The organism is Streptomyces sp. H27-C3, from assembly GCF_030063415.1.
Taxonomy (GTDB): Bacteria; Actinomycetota; Actinomycetes; order Streptomycetales; family Streptomycetaceae; genus Streptomyces.
This window is the reverse complement of sequence record NZ_JASITA010000015.1, coordinates 164585-181425: the sequence shown is the minus strand read 5'-3', so window position 1 is coordinate 181425 and position 16841 is coordinate 164585. Positions and strand designations below refer to the sequence as shown.

Below are 16841 nucleotides of genomic sequence, written 5' to 3'. Positions count from 1 at the left end.
AAAAAAACTCCCCCCGCACAACCAGTTGACCTCCGTACCATCCGGTCGGTACGTTCCCCGCACATCTCGCCGCCGCCCCCCTCCGTCCCCTCCCGCCCCGCACCCACCGGAGTGTGCACCGCATGGACACGGCCGCATCCCCGCTCGTCGGAACCCCTGATTCCGCCCCAGCCGACCGCAACCGGCGCAAGGTCGCCACCGCTGCCGCTCTCGCCTCCGCCGTCGAGTGGTACGACTACTTCGTCTTCGGCATCGCCGCCGCGCTCGTCCTCGGCGACCTCTACTTCCCGTCCGGGAGTTCCTCGGCCGGTGTCCTCGCGGCCTTCGCCACCTTCGCCGTCGGTTTCCTCGCCCGGCCCGTCGGCGGCGTCATCGCCGGGCAGTTCGGCGACAAGCACGGCCGCAAGCCGATGCTGGTCATCGCGCTCACCCTGATGGGCCTCGCCACCACCGGCATCGGCCTCCTGCCGACGTACGAAACGATCGGGATCGCCGCTCCGATCCTGCTCGTGTTCCTACGCGTGCTCCAGGGCATCGCGGTCGGCGCGCAGTGGGGCGGTGCGATGCTCATGGCCACCGAGTACGCCCCCGAGGGCAAGCGCGGCCTCTACGGCAGCCTCGTCCAGCTGGGCGTGCCCATCGGCGTCGTCACCGCCAACACCGTCTTCCTCGTCGTGGGCGCCACGACGAGCGAGAGCGCCTTCGCCTCGTGGGGCTGGCGGGTGCCGTTCTTCGTCGGCGTCCTCGTGCTCGTCCTCGCCTGGTACATCCACACCCACGTCGAGGAAACCCCCGAGTTCCGCGAGGCCGAACAGGCCCTGGCCGCGCAGGAGAAGGGCCAGAGCCGCTCCCCGCTGCGTACGATCCTGCGCAAGCACCTCGGCACGGTCTTCCTGGCCGGCGGCTCCTTCGCCGTCAACACCGCGACCTTCTACATCATCATCACCGGCGTGCTCGACTACGCGACCCGCGAACTCGACATGAAGCGCAGTGCGGTGCTCACCGTCTCGCTCTGCATCAGCCTCACCCAACTGGTGCTGATCCCCGCATCGGCCGCCCTCTCCGACCGCATCGGCCGCCTGCGGATCTACGCGCTGGGCGCGGCGGGCCTGGGGCTGTGGGCGATCCCGATGTTCCTGCTGATCGACACGAAATCGCTGCTCTGGCTGGCCGTGGGCACCTTCGTGACCAGCTGCTTCCTGAGCATCATGTACGGCCCCCAGGCGGCCCTGTTCGCCGAGCTGTTCACCGCCGAGATGCGCTACACGGGAGCCTCGCTCGGCTATCAGATCGCGGCGGTCTTCGGCGGCGGCCTCGCCCCGTTCATGATGGTCCTGCTGCTGGAGACGACCGGTACGTCGATGGCGGTCTCGGCCTACATCATCGGTCTGGCCGTGATCGCACTGCTCTCGATCAGGATTCTCGCGAAGCGCGCGGCTGCTCGGGAGGCGCAACCGTAACGACCTCGGGGGCAATGGGGCGTGGATCAGCCGGGAGCCCGCGCTCTATTGCCCCCGAGGTCGTAAGGTCCGCGGCGTCCGCCCCCGTGGTCACCACCCGGGTGGACGCCCGCTTCCTGGACCGTGAGCGCGAAACCGCCACGCCCGCCAGGCAGATCACACCGCCCAGCAGCGTCAGCCAACCCGGCACCTCGTCGAGCAGCAGCCAGGACATCAGCACCACCAGTGCGGGCACCGCGTACGTCGTCGAGCCCATCTTGCCCGCCGTCGTCCTGGCCAGGGCGTACGCCCAGGTCGTGAACGCGATAGCGGTCGGGAAGACGCCCAGATAGACCATGTTGAGCGTCGCCGACATCGGCGCTCGCGCGACGTCATGGAACAGCTGCCCCGCGAACGGCAGGCAGCCGACCATTCCCACCAGGCAGCCGTACGTCGTCACTTGCAGCGGGCTCGCATGTGTCAGCGTGGGCTTCTGCGCGACGACGCCGCACGCGTAGGTCACCGCGGCCACCAGGCAGAGCACCACACCCAGCACTGAGGTACTGCCGCCGCCCGACATCGACAGGCCGACGACCGCCGCCCCCGCGAAGGACACCACCATCCCGGCCAGCAGCCTCGGCGGCAGACCCTCGCCGAGCAGGCGGCCCGCGAGCAGGGCCATCAGGATCGGCGCGACATTGACCACGAGGGACGCGGTGCCCGCGTCGACCAACTGCTCGCCCCAGTTGAGGAGCACCGCGTAGCCGCCGAACCACAGCAGTCCGGACACCGCGATCCCGCGCCACGCGGCCCGCGGGGGGAGGCCTTCGCGACGTATCAGCAGGATCGCGACGAGTGCCAGCGATCCGGTCACCAGTCGGCCCAGGGCGAGCGCGCCGGGCGCGTACGCCTCACCCGCGCTCCGGATCGACACGAAGGCCGAGGCCCACAGCACGACGGTGACCCCGGCGGCGGCGAGGGCGAGAGGTTCGGCGCGGCCGGAGGGGGATCCGGAGAGGGAGGAAGTAGCCATGCGGCGATACTAAGCGCTCGACACTTCGGTTGTCACCGAAGTATGCCCGACTCGATGTCGAGCAGCTCCCCGAGAGCATGCTCCCCGGCCGGGGTCACCCGCACCGCCCGCTCGGTCCCGATCCGTTCGCACCACTCGGCTTCCAGGGCATGACGGCACAGGGCCGCCCCGGCGACGCCCGCCAGGTGGCGCTTGCGCTCGGTCCAGTCCAGGCAGGAGCTGACCAGCGGGCGTCGGCCCTTGCTCTCCAGAGGGATGCCGGTCTCCCGGAACCAGTGGGCCCCGTCGTCGGTGAGCGTGAAGCCCGTGTCCAGGATCAGCAGCCCGCGCCGCTCCATGGCCTCCGTGATGACGATGCCGAGGCGGCCGGCGAGATGGTCGTAACAGGTGCGCCCCCGGGCCATGGCACTGCTCGCGCTCGCCGCACGCAGGGTGTGCGGGTTGTCGCGGCCGGGAATGGCGTGGGCGGCGAGGGACTCCACGAGCTGCGCGGTGGGCGCGTCGGCCAGCCGCACGTACCGGTGTCTGCCCTGCCGTTCCTCGGTGAGCAGCCGGGCCGCGACGAGCTTGCCGAGGTGCTCGCTGGCCGTGGAGGCGGCGACGCCCGCCTGCCGCGCCAGTTCGCTCGCGGTCCAGGCGCGTCCGTCGAGCAGGGACAGGCAGAAGACGGCCCGGGTCTCGTCGGCGAGGAGTGCCGCGAAGGCGGCGAGCCTGGCGCCGGGGGTGCCGGCCGAGTCGGTGGGGGACATGTCCCCAGCGTGCCTCATGAATGGTTCGGAGCGCACCGAACTGTTGCGGATGGGGGGATGCGGGGATGGGCGGGTAGGCGGATGTCGAGACGGGGGAGGGCCCGGCCGTCGAATCCGGTCGAATCCGGTCGAATCCGGCGGGCCCCCTGTACGCCTCGCGCGGCGAAGGCGTCGAGTGCGGCGTCTGCCGCCTTGAGCGCGTCCTCTCCCGTCTGGGGGGAGTCGTACACAAAACGCACCTGCGCGTCCTCGATGCGGCGGAAGCTAGTGCCGCGACGGGGCAAACGTTGCCTGGCGCGGCACTAGGCCTTGCTGCCCGCCCTGTGCTGCTGGGCCTTGCCGTCCTGCCCGAGCTGCTCGTGCTGGAGGGCCAGGCCGTCGACGAGTGCCCGCAGCCCCGTCTCGAACGCGCCCTCGTCGACCTTCTGCCGGTGCTCGGCCAGCAGATGGGCCTGGCCGAGATGCGGGTAGTCGGCAGGGTCGTACGCGCTCTCGTCGTCGACGAAGCCCCGTGCGAAGGAGCCCAGCGCCGACCCGGTGATGAAATACCGCATCAGCGCCCCGATGTACGTCGCCTGGGTCGGCGGCCAGCCCGCCCTGACCATCGCGCCGAACACCGCGTCGGCGACCCGCAGCCCCGCCGGGCGGCGGCCGGGGCCGTGTGCCAGGACCGGGACGATGTTGGGGTGTTCAGTGAGGGCCGCGCGGTACGAGACGGCCCAGTCGTGCAGCGCGGTGCGCCAGTCGCGGTCGTCCCCGGTGTCGAACATCGACAGGTCGACCTGGACGCTGACCGCGTCGGCGACCGCGTCGAGGATCTCGTCCTTGTTGCGGAAGTGGTTGTAGAGGGAGGGGCCGCTGACCCCCAGTTCGGCGGCGAGCCGTCGCGTGGAGACCGCCGCCAGCCCTTCGGCGTCCACGAGTGCGCCCGCCACCTCGACGATGCGGTCACGGCTGAGGAGGGGCTTGCGTGGTCGGGCCATGCGGCTCATAGTAGGCGTGCCAACAAGAAACTAGCAGTGCTAATTAAAGCTGCTGACCAAAATGGGGTGCCCGGATGGATCTGGAGCTCAGCGAGGAGCAGACCGCCGTGCGGCGGCTCGCCCGGGACTTTGTGGGCCGCGAGGTCACCCCGTACGTCGTCGAGTGGGACCGGGCCGAGTCCGTGGACCGCGGACTCGTCAAGAAGCTCGGGGCCCTCGGCTTTCTGGGCCTGACGATCCCCGAGGAGTACGGCGGCTCCGGCGGCGACCACCTCGCGTACTGCCTGGTCACCGAGGAGCTCGGCCGCGGTGACTCCTCGGTGCGCGGCATCGTGTCCGTATCGCTCGGTCTCGTCGCCAAGACCATCGCCCACTGGGGGACCGAGGAGCAGAAGCGGCAGTGGCTGCCCGGCCTCGCGTCCGGCGATCTGATCGGCTGCTTCGGCCTCACCGAGCCCGGCACCGGCTCCGACGCGGGCAACCTCACCACCCGCGCCGTCCGGGACGGCGACGACTACGTGATCAACGGCTCCAAGATGTTCATCACCAACGGCACCTGGGCCGATGTGGTGCTGCTCTTCGCCCGCTCCACGGACGCGCCCGGCCACCGGGGCGTCTCCGCCTTCCTGGTGCCCACCGAGTCCGTCGGTCTGACCCGCCGTGAGATCCACGGCAAGCTCGGCCTGCGAGGCCAGGCCACCGCTGAGCTGTTCCTGGAGGATGTGCGCGTCCCCGCCTCCGCGATGCTTGCGCCCGAGGGCAAGGGCTTCTCCGTCGCCATGTCGGCCCTCGCCAAGGGGCGGATGTCGGTCGCGGCGGGCTGCGTCGGCATAGCCCAGGCCGCGCTCGACGCGGCGGTGAGCTACGCCACCGGGCGCGACCAGTTCGGCAAGACGATCGCCCACCACCAGCTCGTCCAGGAACTGCTCACCGACATCGCGGTGGACGTGGACGCGGCCCGGCTGCTGACCTGGCGCGTCGCTGATCTGATCGACCGCGACCGGCCGTTCGTCACCGAGGCGTCCACGGCCAAGCTCTTCGCCTCCGAGGCCGCGGTACGCGCCGCGAACAACGCGCTCCAGGTCTTCGGCGGTTACGGCTACATCGACGAGTACCCGGCGGGCAAACTGCTGCGCGACGCCCGCGTGATGACGCTCTACGAAGGCACCAGCCAGATCCAGAAGCTTGTCATCGGCCGGGCGCTGACCGGGGTTTCGGCCTTCTGACGTTCGGCCCTCCGGCTTCTGAGTACCGGGGCGCCCCGCCTGAGTACGGCAACGGATGTGGTGGGCGCCACGCCGGACGATGCTGTGGCCATGAGTGAGACACCGGTCAAGCAGCAGAACAACACGGCGGCGTACTACGGACAGGCGGTCGCCGCCTTCGCGGTCGCCCTGGGCGCTGTCACCCTCGGCATCCTCAAGCTCGAAGCCGACGCCTGGGTGCGCGCCTTTCTCGGCATCGGCGTCCTGTATCTCGTCACCTCCGCCTTCACCCTCGCCAAGGTGATCAGGGACCGGCAGGAGGCCGGGCAGATCGTGAGCCGTGTCGACCAGGCTCGGCTGGAGAAGCTGCTGGCCGAGCACGACCCGTTCCAGAAGCTCTGAGTCCCGGATGCTTCGAGTCCCGGAAGCTCTGACATATCCGGGACGCCGACGTCTGAAGCCCCGAATGCCTAAGCGCTTGCTCACCTTCGGGGTATGGTGTTCGTCCTGGTCGGACGGGCCGACCGGGCGGAAGGGGCGCGATGAGCACGGCGGAGGAGCTGGCCGGTGGCGAGGACAAGCCATGGGGCGAAGTGACCCCCGAAGCGGCCAGGAAACTGCTGGTCGCCGCCGTCGACGCGTTCGCCGAGCGCGGGTATCACGCGACCACCACCCGCGACATCGCCGGCCGCGCAGGGATGAGCCCGGCGGCGCTCTACATTCACTACAAGACCAAGGAAGAGCTGCTCCACCGGATCAGCAGGATCGGGCACGACAGGGCCCTGGAGATCCTTCGGGCAGCGGCGGAAGGCGAGGGCACGGCCGCCGAGCGGCTCGCCGACGCGGTACGTTCCTTCGTCCGCTGGCACGCCGAGCGGCACACCACGGCGCGTGTGGTCCAGTACGAGCTGGACGCGCTCGGTGACGAGCACCGCGCCGAGATCGTCGAACTGCGCCGCAGGAGCGACGCCGCCGTGCGTGAGATCATCAACGACGGCGTGAAGGCGGGAGAGTTCGACGTCCCGGACGTCCCCGGAACCGCCCTCGCCGTGCTGTCGCTCTGCATCGACGTGGCGCGGTGGTTCAACACGCAGGGGCGCCGGACGCCCGACGAGGTCGGCGCGCTCTACGCCGGCTTGGTCCTGCGGATGGTCGGCGCTCAGAAGTAGCGGCGGGACCGGCCGGAGTCGACTGCTTGGGGTCGACCGCTCAGAGGTGGCCGCCCCGAGGCGACCTCTCGGCAGCGGTCGCCTCGGGGGCCTTGGAATTTGCTCGAAGGTTGCTCGGCCGTTGCTCAGAAGTAATAGCGGGACACCGACTCGGCCACGCAGGCCGGCTTCTCGGCGCCCTCGCGCTCCACCGTGACAACGGCCGTCACCTGTACGCCGCCGCCGGCGTCCGTGACCTCCTTGAGGACCGCCGTCGCGCGCAGCCGCGAGCCGACCGGCACGGGGGACGGGAAGCGCACCTTGTTGGTGCCGTAGTTGATGCCCATCCTCATGCCCTCGACCCGCATGATCTGCGGGACCAGCGCGGGCAGCAGGGAGAGCGTCAGATAGCCGTGCGCGATCGTCGCGCCGAACGGGCCCGCGGCGGCCTTCTCGGGGTCCACATGGATCCACTGGTGGTCACCGGTCGCGTCGGCGAACAGGTCGATCCGCTTCTGGTCCACCTCCAGCCATGCGCTGTGCCCCAGTTGCTCGCCGACCCCGGCGCGCAACTCCTCGGCGGAAGTGAAGATCCTCGGCTCTGCCATGTCCCTGGCCCCTGCCTCTCCAGCACGGTTACGTTCCAACAGCATCTCTGGTCCAACAGCCTGTCTAAGCGCTTGCTCAGCATCGTCGGGCGCATGTGTTCCTGTCAACGGACTCCCAGTAGGGTTCACTGAGTGCCGCAGATTCCAGAGAAGATCCATGAGCTCACGGTCGGCCAGCTGTCCGCGCGAAGCGGCGCCGCCGTTTCCGCCCTGCACTTCTACGAGTCCAAGGGCCTGATCAGCAGCCGCAGGACCAGCGGCAATCAACGCCGCTACGGCCGTGACACCCTGCGACGCGTCGCCTTCGTGCGGGCGGCCCAGCGGGTCGGTATTCCGCTCGCCACGATCAGGGACGCGCTGACCGAACTCCCCGAGGAGCGGACGCCGAACCACGAGGACTGGGCCCGGCTCTCCGAGGTGTGGCGATCCGAGCTGGACGAGCGGATCAAGCAGCTCGGCCGGCTCCGCGACCACCTCAGCGACTGCATCGGCTGTGGCTGCCTGTCCCTGGAGACCTGCGTCCTGTCCAACCCGGACGACGTCTTCGGCGACCGTATGACCGGCTCCCTGCTGCTCCCCGGCCGCAAGGCCGCGAAGGAGAGCCAGGGCCAGGGGTCCGGCAGCTGATCGCCGGACCCGCGACGGGCGGCCCGGCGATCAGACATTCGGCGCCCCCTCTGTTGCGGTTTTCCGCCCCCAATGTGAAGGGGCCGCCCGCCTCACGGTCAGTGAATATCGTCCGCCGCGCGCACCAACTCGGCGTTGGAGGCCGCAGGTCGGCCGTCCGGGAGCCGCAGCGTGTCCTCAAGGCCGACCCTGGTCGCCAGGCCCAGCCGACGGGCGAGCCGCAGCACCGGCCAGGCCGAGCCGTCCTCGCCGTGCAGCAGCACGGGCCTGCCGTGCGCGTCGCCCAGGGCGGACAGGAGTGTGCGGGCGGAGTCCTCGGCCGCCTCGGGTCCCGGGTCCGTCACTTCGGCCAGCACACGCAGCACCCGGGGAGCCAGCGGCGAGGCCAGGAAGCGCTCCGCGCCGTCCGTGCCGGACCATATGCCCGCCTCCACGCCGACGCCGCGCTCGACGAGGGCCGCCGCGACCTCCTCGGCGCCCGGCTCGTGCCAGTTCACCGAGGCATGGTCGGGCAGCGCCGTCCAGGAGCGGACGCGCTCCACCCGCCGCCCGGGATCCGGCTCGGCCCAGGCGCCCGTGGTCACCCCGATCAGGACCGACGCCGGCACCGCGGCCCGTATCGCCGTGAGCGTCGCCGCGACCGCGCGCCGTGACAGGGTGTCCTCGCCGCAGGGCGACTTGGGATGCACATGGACGTCGGACGCCCCGGCGGCGACGGCCGCGCGCGCCGAGTCGGCCATCGCACCCGGCGACACCGGAACCGCCGCACCGTCACGCACCCCGCGAGGGCCGTTGAGGCAGACCTGAATCATGCCTGCGATGGTGCCATCCACCACTGACATTGATACGCGTAGGCGGCTTCCGGCGGTCGTGGCTCAGCCACTGACTGACAAAGCCATCGACAGAGCCACCGACGAAGCCACCGCCAATGCCACTGAGAACGCCGCCGTTCACCGGTGGCGCGGCTACCCCCGGAGGAAGAGCCGGGAACCGACCGAGCCGGCGTCCACAGCGGCGCCGCGTCCGCGCGCCCTCACGCCACCGACGCCAAGTCCTTGCGCCGTACCCTCTTGGACTCCGCCAGGGCCGCCGAGGTCAGAACCGGCCGGGGCACCAGAATGCCGCAGCTCGCGCAGACGGGCCCGAACCAGGGTTCATGGTCGAGATCCTGCGTCCAGACGATCCGGCTCTCCGTGCACGCCGGGCACCGTGCGCCGGGGTCCGCCTCCAGGGCGGAGATCAGCCGTCGCAGTACGTCGCCGAGCGGCGCCGTCGGATGGACCGCGGGATCGGGGCACACCGCCGTACCGCACCCTCCCCAGGTGCGTCGGTGCCAGTCGTCGAACGAGCCGGGCTGCCGCAGCCCGTCGTGCTTCTCGCGTTTGCGGCGCTCCGCGAACTCCTCCTCGTAGCCGAGCCAGACGGCCCGCGCTTCCTCCAATTCGTCGAGCGCGGCCACCAGCCGCACCGGATCGGGCGCCCTGTCCTCCGGTTCGATCCTGTGCCGTGAGCACAGGTGGTCCCAGGTCGCCCGGTGACCATAAGGGGCAAATCGTTCCAGGCATTTACGTAGCGAATATCGCCGCAGGGCAAGATCGCACCGCGGGTCGCGCACCTGTCTCGCAAGACTCCGGAAACCGGCCATCGCACTGCCACCTCCGTCGCTGGTACTTCGGCGTCATGGAATGGACGTACGGGTGCCCGATTCGGCTCCATCGAAAAACAAATGGGCCTCATAAGCGGTATTTCGTCTACATCGTGAGACGCGTGTACGACGCTCGGCCCCCGATGATCAGCGTCCCACGCGCCCCGCCGCCAGCACCACCCGCGCCAGATCGGCGTGACAGACGTCGTTGTGCGCCCCCGCCGGCGGGCCGCCGCGCCGTACCAGCGCGGACGCGTCGACATTCACGCACCCCCGGTCCGGCATGCCCTGGCGCAGGGCCTGCGCGACGGTGAGCGTCGGGGTGTCCGCCACCGCCTGCACCCCGTCGTAACCGACCGCACCCCACTGGTTGTGCGGCGCGATCAGCCCCACCGCGTCCCCGGCCAGCCGCGACGCCAGCGGATAGATCACCCCGAGCGCCGTGTCGTGGTGCGAATAGCAGGCGACCAGAGGTCCGTCGATCCGCCGCTGTGCGTCACGCAGCGCACCGCCACCACGCATCGAGTGCGGCAGACGACCGGCGAACGCGTAGTGCGAGAAGGCTCCTTGGAGCAGCGTCACGGACTTCACATTCCGCACACCCTCGGGCAGGCCGTGCAGTGCGAACGACACCACCCTGGCGCCCTGACTGTGACCGACCAGATGCACCCGCATCGAGGGCGAGGTCCGCGCCAGCTCCCCGAGCAGCGGCCCGAGCCCCAGCCGGCCGACCGTTCCGGACCGCCGCTTCATCGCGTAGTACGTCGCCTGGCGCAACAGCTCCTTCGCCCCGTTCCAGACCTTCTTCAGGCCGCCGCCCAGCGTGATGCCGGGAGCCGAACCCGCGTCCAGGTCCGCGCCTGCCTCCTCCAGCGCGTCGGTGAACCCGACGCACACCGCGAGCGTGTCCTCGTGCAGCATCATCGGATCGCTCTGCGGGTGATCCTCCGACTCGATGTCCGAGCCGAACAGTACGGCGAGCCGGTCCTGCGGCTCCTCCACCAACTGGCGTATCAGCATGCCGAATTCGTCGAACGCCGTCCGCTCCTCCGGGCACTCGTCGAGCAGCGCGGCCAGCCGCTCCACGAGCTGCTCACGGCCAGGGAAGGCCTGGACCAGCGCCTGCCGCGTCGCGTCGTCGAGGCCCGGAGAGACCCGCGGGGCCACCGCGCCGCGCGGCTCGAAGTCCGGGATCGGCTCGTCCGCGAACCTGATCGACGGCCACATGATCCCCACGTAGCCGAGCCGGACGCCCGGCTCGTCGGCCATCAGGCCGGGGAAGGGGGCGAGGAAGCGGTCGTACAGCCGATTGGCCGTCCTGCGGTCGTTGTTCCAGCCGTGCGCGAACATCACCAGGTCGGTGACGTCGAGTTCGGCGAGACGATCGCGCTGTCGTACGTCGATGTCACCGTCGGCGTCGAACGTCACTTCCCGGTACGGCTCCACACCCACATTCACCATGACCCATCCCTCCGGTCCACGCGGGCACGCTGGGAAGTTCAGCATCCCGCGGGACCGGAGGATGGGCCATACGCGCGGCAAGGCCGGCCCGCACCACTCCCACGCGCGGCGCCGTCACCGGTAGAGCAGATACTCCCGGCGCACGGCCCTGAACGCGGCGAGGTCGCTCCGCCAGGCCCCGACCACCTCGTCCGTCCCCGCGCCCGCGTCGATCATCGTGCGGACCCGGGTGTTGCCCGTCAGCTTGTCGATCCAGTTGTCGGGGCGCCAGGCGAAGCCGCTCCAGCTCTTCTTCGCCGTCACCAGCAGGCCGATGCCGGTGCGCACCGGGTCGAACGCCTGACGGTCGTGCACATGCAGCTGGACGCCGCCGATCGTCTTGCCCTGGAACTTCGAGAACGTCGGCGCGAAGTACGCCTCGCGGAAGTCCACGCCCCCGAGCCCCGCCGCGTTCGCGGCCTCCGCCCAGCGCCGGTCGATGCCCTCGGCGCCCAGCAGCTCGAAGGGCCGAGTGGTGCCCCGCCCCTCCGACAGGTTGGTGCCCTCGAAGAGACACGTACCTGAGTAGACCAGGGCGGTCTCCGGAGTCGGCATGTTGGGGCTCGGCGGCACCCAGGGCAGGCCCGTCTCGTCGAAGAAGTCCGAGCGCCGCCACCCCGACATCTTCACCGTCTCCAGTGGCACCGGGGTCGTCAGGAACTCGCCGTTGAACAGCCGCGCCAGCTCGGTCACGGTCATGCCGTGCGCCTGCGCGATCGGCTCGCGCCCCACGAACGTCGCGAACGCCCTGTCGAGCACCGGGCCAAGCGCGGCCCGCCCCGTCACCGGATTGGGCCGGTCGAGCACCACGAAGCGCTTGCCCGCGAGCGAGGCCGCCACCATGCAGTCGTAGAGCGTCCAGATGTACGTGTAGAAGCGCGCCCCGGCGTCCTGGATGTCGAAGACCACGGTGTCCACACCGGACGCCGTGAAGATGTCCGCGAGCGGCTTGCCGCTCTTCAGATACGTGTCGTAGACGGGCAGCCCGGTCGCCGGGTCGTCGTAGCGACCCTCGGACCCGCCCGCCTGGGCGGTGCCGCGAAAACCGTGCTCGGGTCCGAAGACGGCGGTCAGGTCGACCCGGTCGTCGGCGTGCATCACATCCACGATGTGGCGCACGCCGGAGGTGGTGCCCGTCGGGTTGGTGACGACGCCGACCCGCTGCCCGTCGAGGAGGTCGTACCCGTCGGCGGCCAGCCGGTCGAAGCCGGTACGCACACGACCGCGCCCGCCGCCCTGCTTGCCCACGGCGGCGGCGCCCTTGGTGGTGGCGAACGCCCCCACCGCTCCCGCGGCTCCCGTCACGGCCAGCAGTCCCCGTCTGGACAGGCTCATCCCACTACCTCCGATATCGGCACTGTCTGTCATGGCCACGCACGCTAGCGTGTGGACAGGCCACGGGGAACGTGCCGCACACGGCGGTTCACGGCCCTCCACCCCTTTCGCCACGACATACCGACTGGTTAGTCTGTTGAGGTTGTCGGCATCGGGAGGCGGGTCGCACGTGAGTACGTTCCAGGGCGCCAGTGTTGTGGTCACGGGAGCGGGAGGCGGCATCGGAGCCGCCCTCGCCCGCAGATTCGCGGCGGAGGGCGCACGGGTCGTCGTCAATGACCTCGACGCGCAGAAGATCAAGGCGATCGCCGACGAGACCGGCGCGATCGCCGTCGCCGGGGACGCCTCCACCATCGTCGACGAGGCCCGCGACGCACTCGGCGGCACCATCGACGTCTACTGCGCCAACGCGGGCCTCGCCTCGCCGGGCGACGCCTTCGCCGACGAAGAGGTCTGGGCCGCCGCCTGGGACGTCAATGTGATGGCCCACGTCAGGGCGTCCCGCGCGCTGCTGCCCGACTGGCTGGAGCGCGGCACTGGCCGCTTCGTCTCCACCGTCTCCGCCGCCGGACTGCTCACCATGGTCGGCGCCGCGCCGTACAGCGTCAGCAAGCACGGCGCGCTCGCGTACGCCGAGTGGCTGTCGCTGACCTACCGCCACCGCGGCGTCAAGGTGCACGCGATCTGCCCGCAGGGCGTACGCACCGACATGCTGACCGCGGCGGGCTCGGCCGGTGAACTGGTGCTCGCGCCGACCGCCATCGAGCCGGAGGACGTCGCGGACGCGCTCTTCGACGGGATGGCCGCCGACCGGTTCCTGATCCTGCCGCACCCCGAGGTCGCCGGGTACTACCAGGCGCGCGCCGAGAACCCGGACCGCTGGCTGTCCGGCATGAACCACCTCCAGCAGAAGTGGGAAGGGGCCGCCGGATGAGCGCGTCGATTTATGCGGCCAAGCCCTGGCTCGCGCAGCTCAGCGAGGCCCAACGGGCGCCCGTACAGCCCGCGCCGAGCGTGCCGCACGCCTTTCGCGCCGCCGTTGCCCGCGCTCCCGAACACCCGGCCCTCACCTACTTCGACGGCCGGCTGACCTACCGGGAAATCGACGCACTGTCCGACTCCGTCGCGGGTCATCTGGCGGCGAAGGGGCTGCGGCGCGGCGACCGGGTCGCTGTCATGCTGCAGAACACCCCGCACTTCGTGATCGCGCTGCTCGGCGCCTGGAAGGCCGGCGCCACCGTCGTGCCGGTCAACCCCATGTACAAGTCGGCCGAGGTGGCCCACGTACTGGCGGACGCCGAAGTGAGCGCACTGATCTGCACGGACCGCGCGTGGGCGGCTTATCTGCGTGACACCGTCGCGAACTCTCCCGTCCGCATCGCCCTCACCGCCTGCGAACTGGACTTCCAGACCAGGAACGACGAGCGCGTCCTCACCTTCGAGCGGCAGCCGCAGGCCGAGGACGCCGAGGACCTGGTGGCCGTCGCCCGCCAGGGCGCGCCTGCCCCTCCGGACCGCGAGTTGAGCTCCACCGACGTGGCGCTGATCAGCTACACATCGGGCACCAGCGGCGCCCCCAAGGGCGCCATGAACGCCCACGGCAACATCATGGTCAACGCCGAGCGCCAGCGGGTCGGCCACCCGATCGAGGAGGGGGCGCGCTACTTCGCGCTCGCGCCCCTCTTCCACATCACCGGCATGGTCTGCGAACTGGCCGCCTGCATCGCCAACGCGGGCACCCTCGTACTGGCCTACCGCTTCCATCCGGGCGTCGTGCTCGACGCCTTCACCGAGCACCGCCCGGCGTACACGGTCGGCCCGTCCACCGCCTTCATGGCACTGGCCGCCACCCCCGGCGTCTCCCGGGACCACTTCGAGTCCTTCCAGGTGATCTCCTCGGGCGGGGCGCCGGTGCCGCCCGCCCTGGTGGAGAAGTTCCGGGTGGGCTTCGGCCCGTACATCCGCAACGGCTACGGACTCACCGAGTGCACCGCGCCCTGCGCCTCGGTGCCGCCCGAGAAGGAGGCCCCGGTCGACCCGGTCTCCGGGACGCTCTCGGTGGGCGTGCCCGGCCCCGACACGGTCGTACGGATCGTGGACGAGAAGGGCGACGAGGTGCCGTTCGGCGAACAGGGCGAGATCCTGGTGCGCGGCCCGCAGGTCGCCTCCGGCTACTGGCGCCGCCCCGAAGCCACCGCCGAGGCCTTCCCGGACGGCGAACTGCGCACCGGGGACATCGGTTTCATGGACGCGGACGGCTGGCTCTATGTCGTCGACCGCAAGAAGGACATGATCAACGCGTCCGGCTTCAAGGTCTGGCCGCGCGAGGTCGAGGACGTGCTCTACACCCACCCGGCGGTGCGTGAGGCGGCCGTCGTCGGCATCCCGGACGCGTACCGCGGGGAGAGCGTCAAGGCGTACGTCAGCCTGCGCCCCGGAGACGGCGCCACGCCGGAGGAGATCTCCGCGTACTGCGAGGAACGGCTGGCCGCGTACAAGTACCCGCGCCAAGTGGAGATCCTGCCCGAGCTTCCGAAGACGGCGAGTGGGAAGATCCTCAGGCGGGAACTGCGTTCCCGCTCCTGAACACCGACTCTTCGACGAAAGGCAGGTGGCGGCAATGGCCAGGACGACGGACGGGAGCGGCATTCCCGTCCCCCAGAGGCTGCTGGCCGCCGCCACCCGCCTGTTCGCCGAGCGCGGTTACGACCGCACCTCCGTCCAGGAGATCGTCGAGGCGGCGGGTGTCACCAAGGGTGCGCTCTACCACTACTTCGGCTCCAAGGACGACCTGCTGCACGAGGTGTACGCGCGCGTGCTCCGCCTCCAGCAGGAGCGCCTCGACGCCTTCGCGGACGCGGACGCGCCGGTGGAGCAGCGGCTGCGGGACGCGGCGGCGGACGTGGTCGTCACCACCATCGACAACCTCGACGACGCGTCGATCTTCTTCCGCTCCATGCACCACCTGAGTCCGGAGAAGGACAAGCAGGTGCGGGCGGAGCGGCGGCGCTACCACGAGCGGTTCCGGGCGCTGGTCGAAGAGGGGCAGAAGAACGGGGTGTTCTCGCTGGCCACGCCGGCGGATCTGGTCGTCGACTACCACTTCGGCTCTGTGCATCACCTGTCGACCTGGTATCGCCCGAACGGGCCGCTCACGCAGCAGCAGGTCGCGGACCACTTGGCGGACCTGCTGCTGCGGGCGTTGCGGCCGTAGGGGCGCGGGGGCGTCGCTGCGCCCCGAACCCGCCCCTTCCAGACCCCGGTCCTCAAACGCCGGACGGGCGCTGAAGGTTGCCGCATACGGCAATCTTTCAGCCCGTCCGGCGTTTGTCCGGGGGCTTGCCCCGCCCTACACGTACTTCTTCAGCTCCCGCCCGGCCAGCGACCGCTGATGCACCTCGTCCGGCCCGTCCGCCAGCTTCAGCGTCCGCGCCCCCGCCCACAGCTCCGCCAGCGGGAAGTCCTGGCTGACCCCGCCCGCGCCGTGCAGCTGCACCGCCTTGTCGATGATGTCGACCACCGCCCTCGGCGTCGCGATCTTGATGGCCTGGATCTCGGTGTGCGCGCCCCGGTTGCCCACCGTGTCCATCAGCCACGCGGTCTTGAGTACCAGCAGCCGCAGCTGCTCGACGGCGACCCGCGAGTCCGCGATCCAGTTCTGTACGACACCCTGCTGGGCGATCGGCTTGCCGAAGGCCGTCCGCTCCACCGCCCGCCGGCACATCAACTCGATCGCCCGCTCGGCCATGCCGATCAGCCGCATGCAGTGGTGGATGCGGCCGGGGCCGAGGCGGGCCTGGGCGATGGCGAAGCCGCCGCCCTCCTCGCCGATCAGGTTCGCGGCGGGCACCCGCGCGCCGGTGAAGACGACCTCGGCGTGGCCGCCGTGTGAGTGGTCCTCGTACCCGTAGACCTGCATGGCCCGCCGGATCTCGACCCCCGGCGTGTCGCGCGGCACCAGGATCATCGACTGCTGGCGGCGCGGGTCCTCGCCGTCCGGGTCGGTCTTGCCCATCACGATGAAGATCTTGCAGTCCGGGTTCATCGCACCGGAGATGTACCACTTGCGGCCGGTGACGACGTACTCCTCGCCGTCCCGCTCGATCCGCGTCCGGATGTTCGTCGCGTCCGACGAGGCCACCTCGGGCTCGGTCATCGCGAAGGCCGAGCGGATCTCACCGGCGAGCAGCGGCTCCAGCCACTGCTTCTTCTGCCGGTCGGTAGCGAACTGGGCGAGCACCTCCATGTTCCCGGTGTCCGGGGCCGCGCAGTTGAGAGCCGTGGGCGCCAGGTGCGGGCTGCGGCCGGTGATCTCGGCCAGCGGTGCGTACTGCAGGTTGGTGAGCCCGGCGCCGTGCTCCGCGTCCGGCAGGAAGAGGTTCCACAGCCCCTGCCGACGGGCCTCGGCCTTGAGGTCCTCGACGATCTGCGGGGTGTCCCAGGGCGAGGCGAGCTGCCCGCGCTGCTCGTGCGAGACGGTCTCGGCCGGATACACGTACTCGTCCATGAAGGCGAGAAGTCGGGTCCGGAGCTCTTCGGTCCGCGCGTCGAATGCGAAGTCCATGGTGT

General features: G+C 70.5%; 17 protein-coding genes. 8 read left to right on the top strand and 9 right to left on the bottom strand.

Annotated elements, in window-relative coordinates:
• The first annotated feature begins 122 nt into the window (after nucleotides 1–122).
• Entirely contained in the window at nucleotides 123–1460 is a 1338-nt protein-coding gene (locus QMK30_RS17680) for an MFS transporter (protein WP_283519121.1), read from the top strand.
• Here the strand turns inward: QMK30_RS17680 and QMK30_RS17675 are convergent.
• The 3 genes from QMK30_RS17675 to QMK30_RS17665 all read right to left on the bottom strand — a co-directional run bounded on the left by QMK30_RS17675 (nucleotide 1414) and on the right by QMK30_RS17665 (nucleotide 4204).
• Complete coding sequence (locus QMK30_RS17675; RefSeq protein WP_283519119.1) at nucleotides 1414–2472, bottom strand: DMT family transporter; 1059 nt, start codon at nucleotides 2470–2472, stop codon at nucleotides 1414–1416. The two genes, QMK30_RS17680 and QMK30_RS17675, sit on opposite strands and share 47 nt — an antisense overlap.
• Before the next feature lie 32 nt (nucleotides 2473–2504).
• Nucleotides 2505–3221, bottom strand: coding sequence for an ArsR/SmtB family transcription factor (locus QMK30_RS17670; RefSeq protein WP_283519118.1), 717 nt, complete (start codon nucleotides 3219–3221; stop codon nucleotides 2505–2507).
• Between the two features lie 302 nt (nucleotides 3222–3523).
• Entirely contained in the window at nucleotides 3524–4204 is a 681-nt protein-coding gene (locus QMK30_RS17665; RefSeq protein WP_283519116.1) for a TetR/AcrR family transcriptional regulator, read from the bottom strand.
• A gap of 74 nt (nucleotides 4205–4278) precedes the next feature.
• Here QMK30_RS17665 and QMK30_RS17660 point away from each other — a divergent pair, with 74 nt between their 5' ends.
• From QMK30_RS17660 to QMK30_RS17650, 3 genes are all read left to right on the top strand, one after another.
• Entirely contained in the window at nucleotides 4279–5430 is a 1152-nt protein-coding gene (locus QMK30_RS17660; protein WP_283519114.1) for an acyl-CoA dehydrogenase family protein, read from the top strand.
• Between the two features lie 90 nt (nucleotides 5431–5520).
• Nucleotides 5521–5811 carry a YiaA/YiaB family inner membrane protein gene (locus QMK30_RS17655; RefSeq protein WP_283519113.1) on the top strand — a complete coding sequence of 97 codons (291 nt, stop codon included), beginning with the start codon at nucleotides 5521–5523 and terminating at the stop codon, nucleotides 5809–5811.
• 140 nt (nucleotides 5812–5951) lie between these two features.
• A complete protein-coding gene (locus tag QMK30_RS17650; RefSeq protein WP_283519111.1) occupies nucleotides 5952–6578 on the top strand; it encodes a TetR/AcrR family transcriptional regulator in 627 nt (208 codons plus the stop codon).
• A gap of 125 nt (nucleotides 6579–6703) precedes the next feature.
• Here QMK30_RS17650 and QMK30_RS17645 read toward each other — a convergent pair whose 3' ends face one another.
• The gene (locus tag QMK30_RS17645) at nucleotides 6704–7165 is read right to left on the bottom strand and encodes a MaoC family dehydratase (protein ID WP_283519109.1); all 462 of its coding nucleotides are present in this window, start codon (nucleotides 7163–7165) and stop codon (nucleotides 6704–6706) included.
• Between the two features lie 132 nt (nucleotides 7166–7297).
• Here QMK30_RS17645 and soxR point away from each other — a divergent pair, with 132 nt between their 5' ends.
• Entirely contained in the window at nucleotides 7298–7792 is a 495-nt protein-coding gene (gene soxR / locus QMK30_RS17640) for a redox-sensitive transcriptional activator SoxR (RefSeq protein WP_283519108.1), read from the top strand.
• 98 nt (nucleotides 7793–7890) lie between these two features.
• Here the strand turns inward: soxR and QMK30_RS17635 are convergent, their stop codons facing one another.
• From QMK30_RS17635 to QMK30_RS17620, 4 genes are all read right to left on the bottom strand, one after another.
• Complete coding sequence (locus QMK30_RS17635; protein ID WP_283519106.1) at nucleotides 7891–8604, bottom strand: 3-keto-5-aminohexanoate cleavage protein; 714 nt, start codon at nucleotides 8602–8604, stop codon at nucleotides 7891–7893.
• Nucleotides 8605–8825: 221 nt separating this feature from the next.
• Nucleotides 8826–9437, bottom strand: a complete 612-nt coding sequence (locus tag QMK30_RS17630) for a hypothetical protein (protein ID WP_283519105.1) — start codon at nucleotides 9435–9437, stop codon at nucleotides 8826–8828.
• A gap of 147 nt (nucleotides 9438–9584) precedes the next feature.
• On the bottom strand, nucleotides 9585–10898 hold the full coding sequence (locus QMK30_RS17625; RefSeq protein ID WP_283519104.1) for a serine-threonine protein kinase: 1314 nt from the start codon (nucleotides 10896–10898) through the stop codon (nucleotides 9585–9587).
• Nucleotides 10899–11012: 114 nt separating this feature from the next.
• Nucleotides 11013–12272 carry an exo-beta-N-acetylmuramidase NamZ family protein gene (locus QMK30_RS17620; protein WP_283519103.1) on the bottom strand — a complete coding sequence of 420 codons (1260 nt, stop codon included), beginning with the start codon at nucleotides 12270–12272 and terminating at the stop codon, nucleotides 11013–11015.
• Between the two features lie 169 nt (nucleotides 12273–12441).
• Here QMK30_RS17620 and QMK30_RS17615 point away from each other — a divergent pair, with 169 nt between their 5' ends.
• Genes QMK30_RS17615 through QMK30_RS17605 form a run of 3 tightly spaced genes read left to right on the top strand, consistent with a single transcriptional unit; the run spans nucleotide 12442 to nucleotide 15486 of the window.
• Nucleotides 12442–13206: an SDR family oxidoreductase gene (locus QMK30_RS17615; protein ID WP_283519102.1), complete on the top strand. Its 765-nt coding sequence runs from the start codon at nucleotides 12442–12444 to the stop codon at nucleotides 13204–13206.
• The gene (locus QMK30_RS17610; RefSeq protein WP_283519100.1) at nucleotides 13203–14858 is read left to right on the top strand and encodes an AMP-binding protein; all 1656 of its coding nucleotides are present in this window, start codon (nucleotides 13203–13205) and stop codon (nucleotides 14856–14858) included. Before QMK30_RS17615 ends, QMK30_RS17610 begins: the two co-directional genes overlap by 4 nt.
• Nucleotides 14859–14892: 34 nt before the next feature.
• Nucleotides 14893–15486, top strand: coding sequence for a TetR/AcrR family transcriptional regulator (locus QMK30_RS17605; protein WP_283519098.1), 594 nt, complete (start codon nucleotides 14893–14895; stop codon nucleotides 15484–15486).
• A 135-nt stretch (nucleotides 15487–15621) separates the two neighbouring features.
• Here QMK30_RS17605 and QMK30_RS17600 read toward each other — a convergent pair whose 3' ends face one another.
• Nucleotides 15622–16836: an acyl-CoA dehydrogenase family protein gene (locus QMK30_RS17600; RefSeq protein WP_283519096.1), complete on the bottom strand. Its 1215-nt coding sequence runs from the start codon at nucleotides 16834–16836 to the stop codon at nucleotides 15622–15624.
• Nucleotides 16837–16841: the final 5 nt, after the last annotated feature.